Here is a 20,477-nt window from a genome sequence, read left to right on the forward strand (position 1 = left end):
ATCAGCTCAGGAAATACGAGTTCATCATAAACGATAAGACATTGAAAACATATAGTTATAAAGATCTGTCGAAACAGGATATTGATGCATTATGCACCAGACAACTGGAAGACGATCAAAGTATAGACCAGCGCGTAAAAGACATCATCAACCAGGTAAAAACCAAAGGAGATGAAGCCCTTCTCGACTATGCATTTCAGTTCGACAAAGTAAAACTGGAGTGCCTGTTCCTTGATCAGGAAGAAATTAACGCTATAGCCGCCGAAATTCCGAAAGCAGAAAAAGCAGCCATTGACCAGGCTTATGCCAACATCAAAAAGTTTCACGCTGCACAGATCGCTAAAGAAGCACCAGTAGAAACCATGCCAGGCGTCACTTGCTGGAGAGAAACCAGAGCTATAGAAAAAGTAGGTCTGTATGTACCCGGCGGTACCGCTGTTCTGCCGAGCACCTTCCTGATGCTGGGCATCCCGGCAAAGCTGGCGGGCTGTAAAGAGATCATTGTTTGCTCTCCTCCCCAGGCCAATGGAAAAACCAATTGTTACCTGGCTTACTGCGCACAGCTTTTGGGCATAGATAAGATCTACCTGGCTGGCGGGGCACAAGCCATTGGCGCCATGGCTTACGGCACAGCAAGCATCCCAAAGGCAGACAAGATCTTTGGACCTGGCAACCGTTACGTGACTTATGCCAAACAACTGGTACAGGCAACCACACTCACGGCTATAGATATGCCTGCCGGTCCTTCAGAAGTACTCGTTCTGGCCGACGAAACAGCCAATCCTGCTTATATCGCTTCCGACCTGCTTGCACAGGCAGAACACGGTACCGATAGTCAGGCCATCCTGGTCTGTACTTCCAGTCAGATCATTGACCAAACCCTTCAGGAAATTGCCAGGCAACTCGAAGCCCTGCCAAGAAAAGACATCGCAGCAAAAGCCATCGCCAATTCCTATGCGGTAAAGACAGATACCCTGGCAGAAGGCATGGCCTTTTCCAACACCTACGCCCCCGAGCACCTGATCCTGGCTACAGATCACTTCCAGGCTTTAATCCCTCAGATCAGCAATGCAGGATCTGTCTTTCTGGGCAACCTTACCCCCGAAAGTGCCGGAGATTATGCCTCAGGAACCAATCACACCCTGCCAACCAGCGGCTTTGCAAAAGCCTATTCCGGTGTATCTATAGACTCCTTTGTTAAAAAGATCACCTTCCAGCACATCAGCCCGGAAGGCCTGAACCAAATCGGAAAAACAGTAGAAGTCCTGGCCGCCGCCGAAGGCCTGCAGGCACACAAAAATGCAATCACTATTCGTTTAACTACAAAAGATGGATATTAATAACCTACAACGCGAAAACATCAAAAACCTCCGCCCTTATTCTACGGCGAGGGATGAATATAAAGGACAAGCCAGTGTATTTCTGGACGCCAATGAAAACAGCTACGGATCTCCGCTGGAACAGAACTACAACCGGTACCCGGACCCTTTACAACTGGATCTCAAAGAAGCCATCAGCAAAATTAAAGGTGTACCTATAGAAAACACCTTTTTAGGCAATGGAAGCGATGAGGCCATAGACTTGCTCTACAGGGCCTTCTGTGAACCAGGCAAAGACAATGTCATCGTACTTCCCCCTACTTATGGCATGTATGAAGTCTCTGCAGGAATCAACAATGTAGAACTCCGTAAAGTAAACCTGCTGCCCAATTTCCAGTTAGACCTGGAAGGCATTGCAGAAGCCATTGACGAGCATACCAAAATGATCTTCATCTGTTCACCAAACAATCCAACCGGCAATTCCATTATCCGCACCGATATAGAGACCATTTTGGCCAACTTCAAAGGACTGGTGGTTATCGATGAAGCCTATATCAATTATGCCAAACAAAAGACCTTTATCCAGGAACTGACCGAATACCCGAACCTGGTGGTCTTGCAAACTTTTTCCAAAGCCTGGGGTCTTGCTGCTTTACGCTTAGGCATGGCCTTTGCCCCCCGCCCGGTTATCGACATCCTGAACAAAATCAAACCACCTTACAACATCAATCAGGCCACACAGGACATTGCCCTCGAAGCCCTGAAAAATGTAGCACAGGTCAACGACTGGATCAAGGCTACGGTAGAAGAGCGGGAACTTTTAAGTGCAGCTCTAATTCAGTTGCCAAAAGTCAAAAGAGTATTTCCTTCGGATGCCAATTTTATCCTCGTTGAAATTGAACAGGCACTGGACACCTATAATGCCCTGGTCGAACAAGGAATTATTGTAAGAGACCGTTCCAAAGTAACCCTGTGCGAAGGATGTCTGCGCATTACGATTGGCACACCGCAAGAAAACAACACTTTACTCCAAGCCTTAAAATCGCTTTAAAACCAACCATGAAAAAAGTACTTTTTATAGACAGAGACGGCACCATCATCCTTGAACCGGAAGATGAGCAAATCGATTCTTTTGCCAAACTGGAATTTTATCCTAAAGCTTTATATTACCTATCCAAAATTGCCCGGGAACTCGATTATGAACTGGTCATGGTGACCAATCAGGACGGGCTCGGCACGTCTTCCCATCCGGAAGACAACTTCTGGCCGGTACACAACTTTATCCTGCAAACCCTACGGGGAGAAGGAATTGAATTCGCAGAGGTGATTATCGACAAAACTTTTGCCCATGAAAACGCACCTACCCGCAAACCCAATACCGGTTTGCTGCAAAAATACTTTGGCGCAGATTACGATCTTGCCCATTCATTCGTGTTAGGAGATCGCCTTAACGATGTCGTACTTGCTAAAAACCTGGGTGCAAAAGGCATTTTCATCCGCAACAACGATAATCTGGGTGCTGCAGAAACCCTGGGGTCTGCAGAAAGTTTACAGGAAGTCATTGCCCTGCAAACCCAGAACTGGGAAGATATCTATACCTTTTTAAGAGCAGGGAGCCGTACCATACAACACGAACGCAATACCAATGAAACCAAAATCAGCATCCGCATTGATCTGGACGGCACAGGTAAAGCCAATATCAAAACAGGCCTGCACTTCTTTGACCATATGCTGGACCAGATTGCCCGTCACGGCAGTATAGACCTGGATATTGAAACCAAAGGAGACCTTCACATCGATGAACACCATACCATAGAAGACACCGGTATAGCCCTTGGAGAAGCCTTTGCAAAAGCCATTGGCAACAAATTAGGTCTGGAAAGATATGGATTCTGTTTACCTATGGACGATTGCCTGGCGCAGGCAGCTATAGATTTTGGCGGCAGGAACTGGATCGTCTGGGATGCGGAATTTAAACGCGAAAAAGTTGGAAATATGCCTACCGAGATGTTCTATCACTTTTTCAAATCTTTCAGCGATGCCTCAAAATCCAACCTGAACATCAAGGCCGAAGGAGACAACGAACATCATAAAATAGAAGCTATCTTTAAGGCCTTTGCAAAAGCAATTAAGATGGCGATTAAACGCGACGCAGAAAAATTAGTCTTACCAAGCACAAAAGGCGTATTATAAGATGATTGGAATCGTAAATTACGGAGCAGGCAATATTTTCTCCCTTACTTCTGCCTTGCAGCGGCTGCAGCTGGCCTACGGAATGGTAGATACAGAAGCCGATCTGGACAAGTATAGCCACATCATTATACCTGGTGTAGGCCATGCCGGTACCGCCATGAAAAAACTGGAACAAACCGGATTGGTAGAACCCCTGAAAAAACTCCAAAAACCTGTACTGGGCATTTGTGTGGGCATGCAACTGCTCACCCGGCATTCAGAAGAAGGAGATGCGGACATGATGAATATTTTCCCACTCGAAACCAAACTTTTCGACAAGGAAAAAAACATTAAAATCCCACACATGGGCTGGAATAATGTAAACTTTAAAAACAATTTACTGTTTGAAGGTGTTGAAAATCAGACACAATTTTACTTTGTTCATTCGTACTTTATTGAATATAACCCTATTTTTGACATCGCGACTGTTGATTATGGCGTTCAGTTCTCAGCCGCAATACAAAAAGATAATTTTTATGCCGTGCAGTTCCACCCCGAGAAATCCGGAGCAGCAGGCGAACGTTTATTAAAGAATTTTTCAACTATAACACCATAAAATGTACATAATACCCGCAATTGATATTTTAGATGGAAAAGTGGTCCGGTTAAGAGAGGGCGACTACAATCAAAAAACAGTATACGACGTTTCCATCGCCGAGATGATCGAAACCTACCGGTCTAATGGGACAGAATTTATACATATCATTGACTTAAATGGTGCTAAAGGCGACTTTAGCAACCAGGCCGCATTATTCGATATCATTAAAAAAACCGATATGCGTGTACAGTATGGCGGTGGTATCCGTACCATTGAACAAGTGACTAACCTGCTCGATGCCGGCATCCACCGCGTGATTGTCGGTACACAAGCCATCACAAATCCTTCTTTCCTGGAAGAACTGAGCAAAGAAGTGGGTAAAAAATACGATTATGCCAACAGGATCGTCATCGCCATCGATGTGTTGGATGAGGTCATCAAATATTCCGGCTGGATGGAAAGCTCTCCAATCAAACTGATGGACTATGTAGATAAATGTCTGCAGTTAGGCTTTTTCCGTTTCTTATGCACAGACATCAATAAAGATGGCAAACTGGGCGGCGCAGCTATAGACCTGTACAAAAAACTCCTTGAACATTCCCCTTTTATCAAACTGATCGCTTCAGGCGGTATCAGTTCGATGAAAGATATCGAAGAACTTTCCTCATTAGACATCCGTTCTGTAGTAGTGGGTAAAGCCATCTACGAGAACCGCATCACGATTGAAGAAATTAAAGAATGGAACTTGAAAGCCATGTCATCACTATAGCCCATGCTGAGTAAACGGATTATCCCTTGTCTGGACGTTAAAGACGGACGGACAGTAAAGGGCGTGAACTTTGTAGACCTGAAGGATGCCGGAGACCCTGTTGCCCTTGCTGCGCAATATGCACAGCAAGGTGCCGATGAACTGGTTTTCCTGGACATCACCGCAACCCATGAAAGAAGGGACACCACCATTGACATGGTCAAGGCGGTAGCCCGGGAACTCAATATTCCTTTTACCATAGGCGGAGGCATCAGCTCTGTAGCCAATGCAGAAGCCCTGCTCAATGCAGGTGCCGACAAAATCAGCATCAATTCTGCAGCAGTAAGAAATCCGGCCTTAATAGAAGAACTGGCTAAAGCTTTCGGTGTACAATTTGTGGTACTGGCTGTCGACACCAAATATACCGGTGGAAAGAACCTGGTCCACCTGAACGGTGGCCGCCTGGCCACTGAACTGGAAACTGAAACCTGGATTAAACAGGCCGAAGAACTGGGTGCCGGAGAAATTCTGCTCACCTCTATGGACCATGACGGCACCAAACAAGGCTTTGACTGCAATTTGCTCGATAAAATCTGCAGAAGCATCAATATCCCGGTAATCGCATCAGGTGGCGCAGGAACAACCGCACATTTCACAGAAGTATTTACCCAAACTGGTGTAGATGCCGCCCTTGCAGCCTCTGTATTCCATTTTGGAGAAATAGCCATCCCCGATCTAAAACAAGAATTAAATAAACACGGCATTCCCGTAAGGTTATGAATATAGATTTTGAAAAAACACAGGGCCTTGTCCCTGTTATCATACAGGACGTACACACCCTGGAAGTTTTAATGCTGGGGTACATGAACGCAGAAGCCTGGGAAAAAACACAAAAAGAAGGTAAAGTCACTTTCTTTTCAAGGTCTAAAAACCGCCTCTGGACCAAAGGAGAAGAAAGCGGTAATTTCCTCTTTGTAAAAGAAACCCATATTGATTGTGATAAAGACACCATCCTGATCAAAGCTGAACCTGTAGGCCCTACCTGTCATACCGGAAGCCGCAGCTGTTTTAAAACCGATTACAATCAGAACTTCATTTTCGAACTGGAACAGATCATTGAAAACCGTTACGAAAATCCGTCTGAAGAATCCTATGTGAACAAGCTGCGCAAAAAAGGGCTCAACAAGATTGCACAGAAAGTGGGAGAAGAAGGTGTAGAAACCGTTATCGCTGCACTGAACGAGACAGATGTTGATTTTGTGAACGAAAGTTCAGACCTGATCTTCCATTTACTGGTCCTGCTCAAAGAAAAAGGCAAAACCTTAAACGACATTGCCCTGAACCTGGAAAGCAGGCATAAAAAATAACAACCATGCTCAAACACCAGCAAACCCTTAACGGTCATCAAAATCCAGTCTATGCCCTGTCCACTGCAGAAAACCCGGAACGGTTTTACAGTGCTGGAAATGACAAAGGTGTTGTAGAATGGTCACTTGCCGATATGGCCTTTGTAAAAGTCATTGTACCTGTACAAAGTTCAGTCTATGCCCTTCACCGCTTCAACCACCTGCTCTTCATTGCGCAGCGAAGTGGACTGATCCTGGTTTTTGACCTCCGGAAACAAGAATTGCTGGCTACCTTGAAGCATCATCAAAAAGCAGTATTCGACTTAAAAACCGTCGGATACAAAAATGAATTACTCAGTACAGGAGAAGACGGAAGCGTTGCCGTATGGTCTTTACACGATTTCACTCTCCTGTACCATTTTCCTGTACTTAGCGATACGGTAAGGGTTATCGCCATCAGCAACGATGAAAAAGAATTTGCCCTGGGTGCCAAAGACGGCGTTATCCGCATATATCATACAGAAGATTACAGCCTGTGCCGGGAACTGACCGGCCATACCCTGCCCATTACCTCTATCCAGTATGCCCCTTTGGGCAACTATATGATCTCCGGAAGCCGGGATGCACAACTGAAGGTCTGGACTTTGCCTGGCTATGAAATGGACAGGAATATCCCAGCCCATTTATTCAGTATTTACAGCATTGCTTTCCACCCCAGCCTCCCTTATTTTGCCACCTGTAGCCAGGACAAGAGTATTAAGATCTGGAGCAGTACCGATTTTAAACTCTACAAGATCCTGAGTATAGAAAAAGGTACGGACGGCCACTTTCACTCCATTAATAAAATGATGTGGAGCGAAGATGGGAAACACCTCATCTCCGCAAGTGACGACCGCAGCATCCGCATCTGGAACTGGGAATAGTTTTTTATTTAATCGCTACCCTTTTCATGCCTTCCCGGCCATAAAATACCGGGAAATACATCATTTCAGCTTTTGCCGGGTTCAGCGTATAACTGCCCGAATACCTCGGCATCAGTTCCACCTCAAAATTATATTTGCCCTTTTTCAATTTGGTGCAGAATATGGAAGTCTTGTTCTTAAAATATTCCCGGTGCGTTTCTATTCCCCAAAACTGTTGGATCTTATTTTCATAAGAACAGCCCGCAGGAACAGGAATTTCAATCATCACATAATCTGCATCTGCACGTACCTCAACCTCTACCCTGATCTTAACGGCTTTACCCGCTTTTAATGCTGTAACTTTCTGACCTTTCTCTTCGAACCAGGTTTTCACCGTAAAATCCTTATTTACCTTCTCCGGATTAGGATTATTAAATTGCTGATAAGCCGTAATATAGACTGGTCCATTTCCTTTTTTATGAATATTTAATGCAGTCCCGGCTTCTATGCTTTTAGTAAAAGGAAAAACGCTTACTGTTTCGGTCTGATTTAACACCAGCGAAGCAGGCTCCCCTGATTTTTTATCCTGGATCAGATCCGGTAAAATGTTTTCCAGGATCAGAGAAGATTCATACGTATTTCTCCACTGCCCATCTTTGCGCTGCTCCAGGAAATAACGCACAATATTGTCCCGCTCTGCAGTGTACTTTCCTGTAGCTTTTAAGATCTGATAAGCCAAAAGCGTATTTTGAATACTGTTATCCCAGAAATTCACCCCTTCCTCTCCCCAGTAGATATTGCCAAACATGGTCTGTTTTTTCATTGCCAGCAAAGCTTTAACATCAATATCCATCCCCGCCAGCTGCTTTAAACGCAGAATCTGTAATTGCTCAAACAAGCTCTGCTTTTCGGTTTTCTTTTGCTTTTCTGCTTTCAGTACAAAGTCTTTAATATAAGCTTTACCATCCAGCGCATGGATCAGTTTAATAGCCATAACCTGATCTAAATCCGTACTATAACTCAGTTTATCTGTCAGATAGGCCAAAATTCTGGTCTTGTCCAGATTGATCGGATAACCTTGCTGTTCTGCCAGGAGCAATGCCTCTGTTACATGTAAACTGATCCAGAGTTCCGCATTGCTGCTTTGCCACCAACCCCAGGTGCCTTCAGGTCTTTTACTGGCCAGTAATTTTTTGATCAGCTCTTTGATGGCCTTTTCATTCTTAAAATCACTCCCCAGATACTTTCTGACTGTTTTTTCCAGCAATAGTGATTTCAGTTTAGAAGCCATTTGCTCATTGCACAAATATTCATAATTGCGCAGTTTTTCCATTTCATCCAGTAGTGTTGGAAACACAGAAGCTTCCGCTCTCAAGCTCACTTTACCTAAACCCGCATCAAAATGATAATTAATGGTCGTATCCCTCACCAAAGCATTAAAATAACCTTTGGTTTCCAGCACTCCTTTTTGAAGCAAGGGTATTTTACGGATTTCCCCGTCGAAATAACCATTTTCCTGCCTTAGCGTATACTCAAACTGTAAACTGTCTTTTCCTGCAGCGACAACTGGTATGGTATCAATACGGGAATTCTTGAAACGCACAGCCCCATTAAGCAGCTCCGTTCCATTGTAACTGAACTTCCGCAGCACCTGTTTTTCCTCTGTACTGTAGTTCATCAGTTTACCAATTACCTGGATACTGTCACCCGCCAGCGCAAATTGAGGAGAAACGAAATTCGCGCTCAATGTTTTAAAAGAGCGGATAGAGGTTTCTGCCAAACCCGTTTGCTGATGTCCATTCATAGCAATCAACCTGGTATTCCAGCTGGTGATGTCATCCGGAAATTTCACTGTAAACCTGGCTTTTCCTTCCCTGTCCGTGAAAAGTTTAGGTTGCCAGATGGCATAATCAGAAAAATTAGTCCTCATGGTTTGCTGTTGGCCCATAAGTTCTCCCTGCGCATTCAGGGTTTTATTTCCACCCTTGGTATTGATTACGATCACTCCGTTTGCAGCCCTTGAACCATAAATAGCCGTTGCCTCTGCGTCTTTTAAAACCTTTATATCCGCAATCATATCCGGACTGATTTTAGCCGCCTCTGCAGATACCGGCATTCCGTCTACAATATATAAGGGCTGACCGCCGCCCAATGAATTCGTTCCTCTAATCATGATAGCCCCAGTACGATTAATGGAGACCCCTGCAAGCCTGCCTTCTAAAGCTGCCGGCATCGCCATCATTTTTTTGTCTCGCATACCATACCCCACAACAACAACCTCATTCAAATCATTGCTATTTGCCCTTAAATACACGGAATCCAATTTACCGGCACTTATTACAGTTTCTAATCGGTCATATCCGATATAGCTAAACACCAGTTTTCCTTTTTGTGGTCCCTCCAGAGAGAAGCGTCCTTCGCCATCTGTCATCGTTCCTTTGTTCCAGCCCTTTACGCGCACTTCCACTCCAGGCAAAGCTTTCCTACTGTCCCGGTCAAAGACCCGTCCTTTAATCTGGACCCTAAGCACCGCACTTGTCCTCTTCCCATTAAAAGCCTGTGCAAGCTGATCCCTGATCTCCTCTTCATTCCCCCTGTCCGATTTTACAGATTTGATCAGCTGGTCTATCGTTTTACTCAGCTGATCTGCCGGCAAAACCTGAACATCCGACCATTCAAAATAATTCTGTCCCGGTGCTTTAACCCTTACATCTTTTACCGTAAAATAGCGGTTATCTTTAAACAGATATAGCACACTGTACCCGCCAGCTTCCAAATTGGAGAAGTAACTGCTGTTGCCCGGATAAACCTTCACAAAATCAGGCTCATCGTTTTTGTAAATCAGTACATTTTTAACAAAAGGCATTTTTTTCGCTAAAACCGTATCCAGCTTCATCTGAATCCGCCCCTTATAATTATAATAGCCATAGCCATCAAAAAGCATGGTGGTATAACTCCTCAAATCCAAATACTCATTCCAGATGCTGTCTATCTCGGCATTTTTAAGCGGATACTGCCTGTAATCCGTATTTCCTCTCTCTACATCGTTCAGAACGGTATTAAATAAGTAAGGAGTTCCTGGTGATTTTTGTTTAATCAAACCCGGAAGAATGGTATAAGTATAACCACCTTCTTTCAGAAAATTCAGTTCCATACCATCGGAAGAATAATGCAGGTAATTCTCCCTGAATGGTCCGGTCAGCAACGATCCGTTTCTGTGCACATTAGGTGGAGGATTCAGCAAGACCAACTGATCATCCGTACTCACTACCGCCTTTTTTTCATTAAATGTATCCTCGATGCGGATCATATAAGGTGCAATCGTTGCAGCTTCCTGGTCGCTCAACGTTTCTTTTACTTTACCTACTGCCACCTTGGTATTGCTTTCATCAGCTACCATGCTGATGATCGTCTTTTTCCCTTTTACAAAGCGGTAACTGTCCAGTACAGCAAGATAATTTGCGCTCCGCATTTTTATACGGTGCAAGCCAGGCCGTATCTGGAATACATAGCGCTGCAACTGATCTGCCTGGCTAAAAAATACCGGCACATCATCTATATAAACAATACTTACAGGCTCTATATTACCATCTTTAACCAGGAAAGGTGCAACCTGTGCTAAAGTATCTACCGTATTTTCACTAGAAATAATGGTTTCTTCTATCGTATACAGTTCCTTCGGATTACAGAACCGATAGTACTCCATCGTATCCAGGCCAAGTTCTTTTCCCCATTTCAGCCAGTTCAGCTTCATGTTTCCGTTCAGCCGGATCGGTTCTCCACTCATGGTGCCGCTGGTTTTCAAGACCGAAAAACTCTTTCCAAAATAAGGCAGATTGATCCAGGAGTTATTTTTAAACTTCGACGTATAAGCCAGGGCTGTCACATCAGTTCCCTCAACGGGATGGCCTTCTGCATCATTTACCAGAACTTCCATAGGAACGGATTGCCCGGGATAAATAACCTCAGGTGCCTTTAGCTGTACATCCAGTTGCTTTGCATTGTAAAATGCATTTCCATCTGTATTGTATTCCTGTCCGCCCCAAAAATAATTTACGCGTATCCTTGTGCTTTTAGCCCCATTATATTTCATTAGCGTATCCAGACGGCTGGTATAGCCTTTCAACCATACCTTCTGATCGGAGAACACGGTATACCAAAAAGGAATATGGTGTGGATTGATAACCTGTACCTGCAAAGAATCTTTTGTCTGCCTGGAAGATACAGCCATGCCTGTACTGAGTTCTCCTAAGGAGATTGTTTTTTCAAATCCACTTGCCCCCTTGAAATGATAAGACACTACATTAGGGTCCAGAAGGAGTTCCAGCGGTAGCTGAACAACAGAAGAATCCCGTTTCAAACCATTTCCAATATAAGAAAGCAATACGCCTTTTTGCTCAGCAGGCTTTCCTTGAAAAAGGTATTCAAACCGAAGCGTGTCTCCTTTTAAACTTGCCTTTAATTCTTCCTTTTTTAAACTAAAGGATAAATATTTCTGATCTTCCTGCTGCTCGTTATTACTATTTAAAAAAGTAAAACGGAGGGTAAAGTCCAGGTCAGCTTTTGGGAAAATACTGTCCGGAAGCACCAATTTGGTTTCTCCAACCGGATCAAGCACCATTTCCCTGGTCCATAAGGTATCCTTAACAAATGCACGCTGATCATAAAACGTCCTCACATTTCCGGTAATGGCTGTAATCTCTACCCGTCCATCAGGTACTGCCAGGTCATTTTCATCTGCCGCTTTCATATAAACAGTTACCGGGTTTCCTGGAGAATGAACTTCCTTATCGGTTCTTACAGAGAAATGAATCCCCTTTAATTCATAGTCTTCATAGCGGAAAGTACCTGCATATACTTTTTTCCATTCCTTTCCTTTTTGTTCTTTTAAAACAACATCGTAATTGCGGTCCAGATCAATATCCAGACTATCCAGCAATACAAAACTATGCTCATAACCACCATCCCGGTAAGGCTGGATCATGCCCAGCACCTCGCCATCCTCTTCCCCCTGGCGCATTAATTCTACGCGAAGCGCTTTGTTGTGAATGGCCTTTCCTTTAGCGCTGACGATATAAGCTTTAAACTTCACCGTATCCAAAGGTTTGTACATGGGTTTATTAAAAGCCATATAACCTGCATATTTTGGCTTCTTCTCCTGGTGCACCTCCACCTGACGGTCATAACCACGACCTCCCTTTCCTCTTAGCCTTACCCATGGCTTTTGCTCCTGAAAAGTAAAATAATTACGGATGCCCTCCTGCTCTACCACAATCACATTTGGCTTAATGCCCTTTTTGGACACATACAGGCCAGCCTTCTGATCATATTTTACCTTTTTGTTTTTTCCAATCCTGACCGCTGCATTGCTGACCTGCATACCTTTCAAATCCGTAATCCGGAACTGAAAATCCTTCAGGTTGTTTACAAACTGCAGGTTTACATTCCCCACCTGTTCCAAACTATACACCAAATTATTAGCCACCGGAGTAACATACAGGTAATGGCCAAAAGGCGTTTTCTTAGGATAGGTTTTCTTTGTGTCCACCCGGAAAGAATCCACCAGGCTGTGCATAAAAGCATCACTTACTGCAGCAGTAGCCCCTGCAGCAACGGTATAAGCTTCTTTATCAGTTAATTTATAGATATAAGTATAATATCCGGATTGTCTGCTCGCCGATAATTTATTTTGTGCATTTGAGCCATTTGCCAGTATACCGGCAAGCAGTAAAGAGAGGAGAAGGTGCTTCATGTGCAATTTTTTGTGGATGATGCAACTGTATCGTTAATTTCATAAATTAATTAAAAAAATCTTTTAATGATCCGGAGCTGGTGAGTATATTTATTCAGTTCCTTGTTAAAAATGCCCTGGTCATCAATTGGATCTATCCTTACTTTTCCCGAAGCATGTATAATCTGCTGATTGTCCAGCAAAATACCCACATGCGTAATGCGCCCTTCTGCATTGTCAAAAAAAGCAACGTCACCTTTCCTTGCTTCAGGAAGAAAATCGACGGTAACACCTTCTTCTGCTTGTTGGGAAGCATCTCTTTTTATCCGGATACCGGCCATTTTAAACACAATCTGTGTAAAACCGGAACAGTCTATTCCAAACCAGGTCCGTCCGCCCCAGAGATAGGGTGCATTTAGAAAGAAAAGCCCTAGTGCAGCCAGATCACCTTTTAAGACACCATAATTAACCTGTAAAGGTTGAAAGCTCAGTTTAAATTTCAAGTTCCCAAAGCTGCAATAGCCATTGCTAAAGCCGGGAAGACTACTTCCGGCAGCCAGGTAATAGCTACTCCCATCTTCGGCGATGAGCGCATTTTCCAAGGCCAGCGGAGCAACAAAATCTGAAACAGCATCAACCTCTTCCCTGGGCACAATCTCCAGCTGCTTCATATCCACCCAGCCTTCATATTCGTCATAAATATTCCGGATCTTACGCCAATTGTCCTTTTGCTCCGTAATTTCTACGCTGTCGCCAAACAAGAGCTGCGATACAATTTCCGATCGGTCACTGGGTTCGGCCCTAAGCGGAGCTATAGAAACCCGGCATAGGCCAAACTGTTGTTCTGTTGTCATATAATAGGATTAATGTCCTGTGTTGATGGCTTCAAACCTTTTGCTGATGACGCCCAACTGCTGCTCGGTTAAACGGGAAGTATTTTTTAATATTTTGTTAAAGGCAGCGATTTCCTCCTTTTTTGAAGGGCAGCCAATATTTTCACCTACGACATCCAATCCTGCACCTTGCGGCCTGATCTGAGAGTCGGCCAGCAGCTTTCCGTTCTTATCCAGGATCAGCCAAAAAGGAATACCTTGCTTATCTCCATGAAATTTAGCCAGTACTTCCTGTGCACCAGGATTCTCTAGTTTTTTATTTTGAGGAGATTCATTAACCACCAGATGCCGGATCACATACTGATCGTTAAACAAAGATTTACAGCTCGCATCATTCATGGCTTCGTCCATTTTATGGCACCAACCACACCAGGAAGCATGAAAAATAACGAATACATTCTTTTTTTCCTTTGCAGCTTGTTGATAAGCTTCTTTAAGGATAATTTCTGCAGATGCAGCAGGCTCCTGCGCTTTCACTGTTGTGATCAGGAATACTGCACAAAAGGTCAATAGGAAATATTTCAGTTTCATCTTTTTTTTTGTTCTAAATTAATAATTATATCGCAATAATGGAGGCCGGGAATTCGATTATAAAAAATGATCTGGAATTCAATATTCTATGATTTCGATCATTAGGGCACATTTTTTGATCTTCTATCTTTATATCACTGTGACGAAGGTCTCAGATAAAATTGTTATTTTTATATAAACCAAAATCTCTATAATTATGAACCTTAAGAAAGTATTAATTGCCGTTGACAACAGTACCTGCTCTGAAAAGGCAGCTAAAACCGGTTATGAGATTGCCAAAACTTTCGGTGCCGAAGTGGCCCTGGTCAACATCATTGAACCTGTACCGGCCAACATTAATCCAGATCTTTCTATGGCACCTGTATTCCTGGAGACTTATGACAACAGTGATGAAAACAGCCATTTACTGCTTAAGGAGATCGAGAACAAATTCAGCCAGGGGATTCCGACGACCTATCTGAGTGTAGTGGACAGTGCTGCACATGGAATTATTCAACAGTCTGATGAATGGGGTTCAGACCTTATTGTGATAGGTACCTATGGCAGAACCGGCCTTTATCACTTTCTGATGGGTAGCGTTGCAGAGCATGTAGCCAGAAAGTCGGCCTGTCCGGTACTCATTGTTCCAAATAAAGCTGAAGTATAGATCTAAATTTCAAAATATTGCTGGTATCATCGCTGTATATTCGTTTAGTATGACTGCGCAATGAGTGCGCAATGAGTGCGCCATGAGTGCGCCTTTTTATAAGAAAAAGGCGCACTCATGGCGCAGTTACACCTCTAACAAAGCGCAATCCTACTAAACAAATACTAAGCCTGAATAAGCGGGCATCTTAGTTGCTCTAAAATAAAAGGAAAAAAAAAGCCGATCCAAAGATGGATCGGCTTTCTATTTAAATATGATTGGAATTAACCTTCCTGATGTAACCAGGCCTTTTTGGCTAATAATTCTTCTTCAGTTTCTCTTACATCTTCATCGTCTACACAACAATCAACCGGACAAACGGCAGCACACTGGGGTTCATCATGGAATCCCTTGCATTCTGTACATTTGTCAGATACAATGTAATAAACCTCATCAGAAACAGCTTCCTGAGCAGCTTCTGCATCAATTTCTTTATCTCCAAAATCTATAATACCATTTAAATTGGTACCATCAGAAAATCTCCAGGCTGTGCCTGCGTCGTAAATTGCATTATTAGGGCATTCAGGCTCACATGCTCCGCAGTTAATACATTCGTCTGTTATTTTAATAGCCATGTCTTCGTGTATATCTATTGCTAAGTTTAACTTTGCAATGCAAATATAACACTTATACTTTAATTTTAGTTTCATTATGTCGAGCCTAACAGCAGAAAAATTAATTATTGCATTCAAAAAACTTAGTCTGTTCCTTGATCAGCCAGATGATAAATTCAAAAACCTGATTTTATCTTCCTCAAACAGTAATGCATGGTTTACCCAGGCAGAAGTAGAAAGAGCACTTTCTTCCCTGCATTTTATGCTGTCTGATGAGGACATTGAAAAATGGTTCAAAGATATTAAGGTCAGCAGGTCACCAAAAAAAATTGGATTAATCTTAGCCGGGAATATTCCGATGGTGGGCTTTCATGATGTACTTTCTGTGCTGGCAACAGGAAATATCGCGCTTATTAAACTGTCTTCTTCAGATGACAAATTACTTCCGGCCTTACTTGCTGAGCTGGTCCGCATAGAACCTTTACTTTCCGAGCATATCATTTATACAGAACGTTTAAAGGATTTTGAGGCCATCATTGCGACCGGAAGCAACAATACCTCAAGATATTTTGAATATTATTTTGGTAAAGTACCGCATATTATCCGCAAAAACAGGAACAGTGTTGCGGTATTGACCGGAGCAGAAAGTACAGCAGAAATTGAAGCGCTTGGGCATGACATCTTTGATTATTTTGGCCTGGGCTGCCGGAATGTTTCAAAAATTTACCTGCCGGAAGGTTATGAGATTAAACATTTCTTTGAACCATTGGAAGTATTTCAACCTATTTTTAATCACTTTAAGTACAACAACAATTACGATTACAACAAATCCATCTACCTGGTTAATGCGGCAAAACATTTTGACAATGGTTTTCTGCTGTTGAAAGAAGATACCAGTCTTACCTCTCCTCTTGCGGTTTTGTATTACGAATACTATACAGATCTGAATGCGGTAGAACAGACCTTACGTCAGCAGGAAGAGCAAATCCAGTGTGTGGTGAGTAAAGCGGGCTTACAGTTGAATATTCCGGTGCTGGCCTTTGGGCAAAGCCAGGAGCCAAGGCTCTGGGACTATGCAGATAATGTCAATACGATTGAATTTTTAAACGGCCTGGATTAAGATAATATATTTATATTGCTCTTCAATTACATCCAGTGGAGCTGTTTAAAAAGTCTTTTATAATATTTTGTTTGATATGGGCGATAGAACAACAGAGTTTCGCTCAGCAAATTTGCACAGGCTCCTTCGGAGATCCGGTGATTAATATTGATTTTGGACGCGGTACCCCCAACTTTGGTCCCTCGCTGGGTTCAAGTACGTCTTACCGCTATGTTGCTTCTGGTTACCCCAACGACGGGGAATATGCCATTGCAAAAAGCACCAATGGGATGCTGCCCAATGCCTGGTTTCAAATTCCCAATCATACTCCAAATGATCCGGATGGCTATATGATGATTGTGAATGCCAGTTATGAACCAGGTATATTTTATGAAGCCGAGGTCAACACAGATCTTTGCCCGAATACCACCTACCAGTTCGCAGCCTGGGTGATCAATTTATTAAAATACAATGGCAAAAAACCAAGGTTGATTTTCTCCATCCTGACTCCGGATGATCAGGTACTCGGTTCTAAAGATATCGGAGACATCCCAGAAGGAAGTGCTACGGACTGGAAACAATATGCGCTGGAGTTCACCACTCCTGCCAATGTAAACCGGGTTAAACTGAAAATTGTGAACAGCGGACCCGGTGGAGGGGGCAACGATATCGCCATAGATGACATTACGTTCAGGGCATGCGGTCCGGAAATCAATACATCTATTAATAATGACCCCGGTAAAGCGACAGAAATCATTTGTGAGCATCAAACGACCGATATTCATTTTTCCGCGACCGCAAACGGGCCTGCAACGGCGACTTACATCTGGCAGAAAAATGAAGGTTCGGGCTGGGTTGACCTTGCGGGTGAAACCGGGCAAAACCTTACGGTTCATTTTGGGGATGCAGTTAAAGGAACCTACCAGTATCGTTTAGCACTCGCCGCAAATCAGGCGAGTTCTGCGAGTTGCAGAACAGCCTCAGCTCCTTTAACTGTACAGGTAAATCCATTGCCAGCTCCTGTGGTAGAGCCTGTACTTAAATTTTGTCAGGGAGAGCGCATTGTTCTGAATTTAACAGGTGTTACCGGTACTTATCTGTGGTCGGGACCTAACAACTTTAGCTCTACAGCACAATCACCGGTTATTCCCGCGGCCACGCTTCAGATGGCCGGTGTTTATACTGTGGAAGTTACCACGGGCTCCTGTTCTTCCTCTGCAAGTACAGAGGTGGAGGTTCTGGCTCCGCCAGTAGCCACTGTAGAGGATCCTCATCCTGTCATCTGTCAGGGTGCAGCAACTGCACTGCAGGCGCATGGAGGCAGTATATACAGCTGGTCTCCAGCCCTAGGTTTATCCAATGCGGCTGTTTCAAATCCTATAGCCAAACCCGATGTAACTACCCTATACACTGTTAGCGTATCCGACGGGGCCTGTGTAAGTACCGCTCAAGTGCTGGTGACCGTACTGGACAAAATCGTTGCAAGTGCAGGTACAGACAAGAAAATAAGAAAAGGTCAGTCTGTTCAACTGGACGGAAAGATAAGCGGAAACCGTGTAAGATATCTCTGGACACCTTCGACGGGACTTGACAACCCGGAAAAATTACAACCTGTCGCAACTCCGGAGCATGACATTACTTATACGTTGCAAGCCACCTCAGATGCAGGCTGTTTGGGCTCGGTTTCGAGTGTATTTGTCCGGGTACTGGAAAAAATCATCATCCCAAATGCATTCAGCCCAAATGGCGACAATATTAATGATGTCTGGAACATCGAAGCACTGAATACCTATCCGAAGGCAGAACTTAAAGTGGTAGACCGTTATGGAAACCTGGTTTTTGAAGGAACTGAAGCACCCTGGGACGGAAGATACAAGGGCAATAATGTTCCTGCAGGCGTATATTACTATATATTGAAACTGAACGAAGATGAAAAACAATTCAGCGGTTCAATAATGATCATAAGATAAATACCCAGGATGATCCTTAACGATTACCCTGGGTATTGCTGAAAATTCATTGCTTTTATAACTGTATTTATTTGTGTAACACCCCTTTTAGTTTTACCGTAACCAGGTAAGTGCCCTCCTGTTTAATCTGAAAACCAAATCGTGGGTTAATACTATAAGTGGTTCCAGCGGGTTGACCTGCAGGTGGATTTGTTAAGGTTGCGTAGGTGCTTGGAATCCGGTAGTAAATCAGAAAATCACCATAACCGCTAATTCTCTTTATTGGAAAAGGGGTAATTTCATAATTACATACCAACGAGGTATCTGTATACGTAACCGGGTGAAACTTTGCATAAGATTCAAAAGTGGGCCGGTCTCCTCTTTTTATGATCTCTCCTTTCTGTGGATTAAATGCGACGCCATTCTGATCCACAATTTTCAATATTGCATTGGTACCCTGACTGCTGATCTTCGTAATGGTTATCTCCGGATTAGAAGACAGGGCGCCATTGGCTGTAGAGTTGTCGGAGAACCAGTTTCCTGCAATTGAATAAATTTTGGACATTTCAGGATCTGTAAAATGAATTTCCCCGATGTTCTTAAACGTTTTTGTACCGCTCTCGTTACTCACCTGGACATCAAATTCATATTGGGATCTCGGCGGCAAAAATATGGTACCCGCATTAAAATAAAACTGGCCACTTGGCAAAAATTCAAAGGCCGGGATCATCTTTTTCTCTCTTTTTGCATTCACCATAGCAATGGTGGTATCGATATCGGGATTTATAGGTGCATTATACACATATACCTCATGTGGAACGTAAAACTCTTCGGCCCTCTGTGTAGTCCCTTTTTTACGAACCTCCAACAAGGTAACGGTGACCGGAAGTGTCGAGCCATCCAGATTCAATGCACTGGTAACCTGTTTAATATTGCCCTGTTCTATTGAAAAAGGACTGTCTTTGTAATACATACTTTCTCCGATAAAACCTACTGGTATCTTTTTGCAACTTATCCAAATTAGACTTACCGATACAATAAGTACTAAGCTATATTTTATAGTTTTCATCTATATATAATTTGATTTTCAATTGTGATGAAGCTATCAGATTTATTTTTCACCAGTGTTTATGTTCTTTTTTGTGTTCAAGAGCTCACAAGTTCGGTTCATGCCACTGTGTGGTTTAAAAAATCATGATGGTTTCATATTTTTCTATTATAAAATCATTATGAGTTTATGTTAACGAGTTCCAACAGGCTGCTGTTACCAATAAAACTTATGTTGATTGTTTAGTACATGCAAAATTCCATTGGTGGTAATGATTCCCGAAGTCTGACAAAGCTCCATATCATCCTTGTTTTCGTCTGGATAGTCATCTGGAAGTGGCACCGGATCAAGTCCATTTTTAACCTTAACCAAATAAAGATATTGTGGTTTGGTGGTAACAATACCTGTATAAGCTGTTGTTTCTACTAATAGTATAGAAAAATCCTCTCCCGAAACACTCTTGTAGAGCTTATTTTGCAAAGAAAGCTGGTCTCTGTTTATTTTGCCTACAAAAAGATGGGATCTTAATGAATCTCTCAACTCCTGAACAGGCAAATTGTCTAGTGTATACTTTAGATTTTCATCATTTTGTTCCTGTTGCAGGATTTTTGTACGTCTGGCCAGCAGATCTTTAATAGAATAATCTGTAGGTGCGAAGAAAGTTGTATTTCCATTAATCTCCGCCTTCATCCCGGCTTTGTCGATCAGGGTAACCAATGTATCAAAAAGAGGTTTTGATTTGAGATAATCGTAGGTTGTCATGTTAACATGAGCATCCTGCAGACTACCTCCTATAATATAATTATCCTTTTTACACGCCATGATCAGCAATCCTGAAGCGAAGAATAAAGTTAAGATGTATGATGTTTTGAGTTTCATAATATTCATTTTAAATAAAAAAC

The 20,477-nt window shown here is 43.0% G+C and carries 17 protein-coding genes; 11 read left to right on the forward strand and 6 right to left on the reverse strand.

Going from position 1 to position 20,477, the window contains the following annotated elements; translation table 11 throughout:
• Positions 1-41 precede the first annotated feature (41 nt).
• From hisD to R2S08_RS11460, 8 genes are read left to right on the forward strand one after another with little or no spacing between them, the layout of a single operon-like run.
• The gene (gene hisD, locus R2S08_RS11425) at positions 42-1,340 is read left to right on the forward strand and encodes a histidinol dehydrogenase (protein ID WP_316835301.1); all 1,299 of its coding nucleotides are present in this window, start codon (positions 42-44) and stop codon (positions 1,338-1,340) included.
• A complete protein-coding gene (hisC, locus tag R2S08_RS11430; protein WP_316835302.1) occupies positions 1,330-2,370 on the forward strand; it encodes a histidinol-phosphate transaminase in 1,041 nt (346 codons plus the stop codon). Before hisD ends, hisC begins: the two co-directional genes overlap by 11 nt.
• A gap of 8 nt (positions 2,371-2,378) precedes the next feature.
• Complete coding sequence (hisB, locus tag R2S08_RS11435) at positions 2,379-3,512, forward strand: bifunctional histidinol-phosphatase/imidazoleglycerol-phosphate dehydratase HisB (protein WP_316835303.1); 1,134 nt, start codon at positions 2,379-2,381, stop codon at positions 3,510-3,512.
• A 1-nt stretch (position 3,513) separates the two neighbouring features.
• Positions 3,514-4,107 (forward strand): imidazole glycerol phosphate synthase subunit HisH, encoded by a 594-nt coding sequence (hisH, locus tag R2S08_RS11440; protein ID WP_133780235.1) that lies wholly within the window; start codon positions 3,514-3,516, stop codon positions 4,105-4,107.
• A gap of 1 nt (position 4,108) precedes the next feature.
• Entirely contained in the window at positions 4,109-4,858 is a 750-nt protein-coding gene (hisA, locus tag R2S08_RS11445) for a 1-(5-phosphoribosyl)-5-[(5-phosphoribosylamino)methylideneamino]imidazole-4-carboxamide isomerase (RefSeq protein WP_316835304.1), read from the forward strand.
• A 3-nt stretch (positions 4,859-4,861) separates the two neighbouring features.
• A complete protein-coding gene (gene hisF, locus R2S08_RS11450; protein ID WP_316835305.1) occupies positions 4,862-5,617 on the forward strand; it encodes an imidazole glycerol phosphate synthase subunit HisF in 756 nt (251 codons plus the stop codon).
• Positions 5,614-6,204 (forward strand): bifunctional phosphoribosyl-AMP cyclohydrolase/phosphoribosyl-ATP diphosphatase HisIE, encoded by a 591-nt coding sequence (gene hisIE / locus R2S08_RS11455; protein ID WP_133780233.1) that lies wholly within the window; start codon positions 5,614-5,616, stop codon positions 6,202-6,204. Before hisF ends, hisIE begins: the two co-directional genes overlap by 4 nt.
• Before the next feature lie 5 nt (positions 6,205-6,209).
• Complete coding sequence (locus tag R2S08_RS11460; RefSeq protein ID WP_316835306.1) at positions 6,210-7,106, forward strand: WD40 repeat domain-containing protein; 897 nt, start codon at positions 6,210-6,212, stop codon at positions 7,104-7,106.
• 4 nt (positions 7,107-7,110) lie between these two features.
• On the opposite strand, the gene R2S08_RS11465 is transcribed toward R2S08_RS11460, so the two are convergent.
• From R2S08_RS11465 to R2S08_RS11475, 3 genes are read right to left on the reverse strand one after another with little or no spacing between them, the layout of a single operon-like run.
• Positions 7,111-12,837 carry a carboxypeptidase-like regulatory domain-containing protein gene (locus R2S08_RS11465; RefSeq protein WP_316835307.1) on the reverse strand — a complete coding sequence of 1,909 codons (5,727 nt, stop codon included), beginning with the start codon at positions 12,835-12,837 and terminating at the stop codon, positions 7,111-7,113.
• Positions 12,838-12,887: 50 nt separating this feature from the next.
• Positions 12,888-13,670: a C40 family peptidase gene (locus tag R2S08_RS11470; protein ID WP_316835308.1), complete on the reverse strand. Its 783-nt coding sequence runs from the start codon at positions 13,668-13,670 to the stop codon at positions 12,888-12,890.
• Between the two features lie 9 nt (positions 13,671-13,679).
• Positions 13,680-14,240, reverse strand: a complete 561-nt coding sequence (locus tag R2S08_RS11475) for a thioredoxin family protein (protein ID WP_133780228.1) — start codon at positions 14,238-14,240, stop codon at positions 13,680-13,682.
• A gap of 196 nt (positions 14,241-14,436) precedes the next feature.
• On the opposite strand from R2S08_RS11475, the gene R2S08_RS11480 reads away from it, so the two are divergent.
• Positions 14,437-14,886, forward strand: coding sequence for a universal stress protein (locus R2S08_RS11480; RefSeq protein WP_133780227.1), 450 nt, complete (start codon positions 14,437-14,439; stop codon positions 14,884-14,886).
• Positions 14,887-15,149: 263 nt separating this feature from the next.
• Here the strand turns inward: R2S08_RS11480 and R2S08_RS11485 are convergent, their stop codons facing one another.
• Positions 15,150-15,500, reverse strand: a complete 351-nt coding sequence (locus R2S08_RS11485) for a 4Fe-4S dicluster domain-containing protein (protein ID WP_133780293.1) — start codon at positions 15,498-15,500, stop codon at positions 15,150-15,152.
• Between the two features lie 76 nt (positions 15,501-15,576).
• On the opposite strand from R2S08_RS11485, the gene R2S08_RS11490 reads away from it, so the two are divergent.
• Positions 15,577-16,599: an acyl-CoA reductase gene (locus tag R2S08_RS11490; RefSeq protein ID WP_316835309.1), complete on the forward strand. Its 1,023-nt coding sequence runs from the start codon at positions 15,577-15,579 to the stop codon at positions 16,597-16,599.
• A gap of 71 nt (positions 16,600-16,670) precedes the next feature.
• Positions 16,671-18,548, forward strand: coding sequence for a gliding motility-associated C-terminal domain-containing protein (locus R2S08_RS11495; RefSeq protein WP_316835310.1), 1,878 nt, complete (start codon positions 16,671-16,673; stop codon positions 18,546-18,548).
• 67 nt (positions 18,549-18,615) lie between these two features.
• On the opposite strand, the gene R2S08_RS11500 is transcribed toward R2S08_RS11495, so the two are convergent.
• Positions 18,616-19,596 carry a DUF5007 domain-containing protein gene (locus tag R2S08_RS11500; RefSeq protein ID WP_316835311.1) on the reverse strand — a complete coding sequence of 327 codons (981 nt, stop codon included), beginning with the start codon at positions 19,594-19,596 and terminating at the stop codon, positions 18,616-18,618.
• Between the two features lie 195 nt (positions 19,597-19,791).
• Positions 19,792-20,454 (reverse strand): fasciclin domain-containing protein, encoded by a 663-nt coding sequence (locus R2S08_RS11505; RefSeq protein ID WP_316835312.1) that lies wholly within the window; start codon positions 20,452-20,454, stop codon positions 19,792-19,794.
• Between the last annotated feature and the right edge of the window lie 23 nt (positions 20,455-20,477).

The organism is Pedobacter nutrimenti (genome assembly GCF_032678445.1).
Taxonomy (GTDB): domain Bacteria; phylum Bacteroidota; class Bacteroidia; order Sphingobacteriales; family Sphingobacteriaceae; genus Pedobacter; species Pedobacter nutrimenti_A.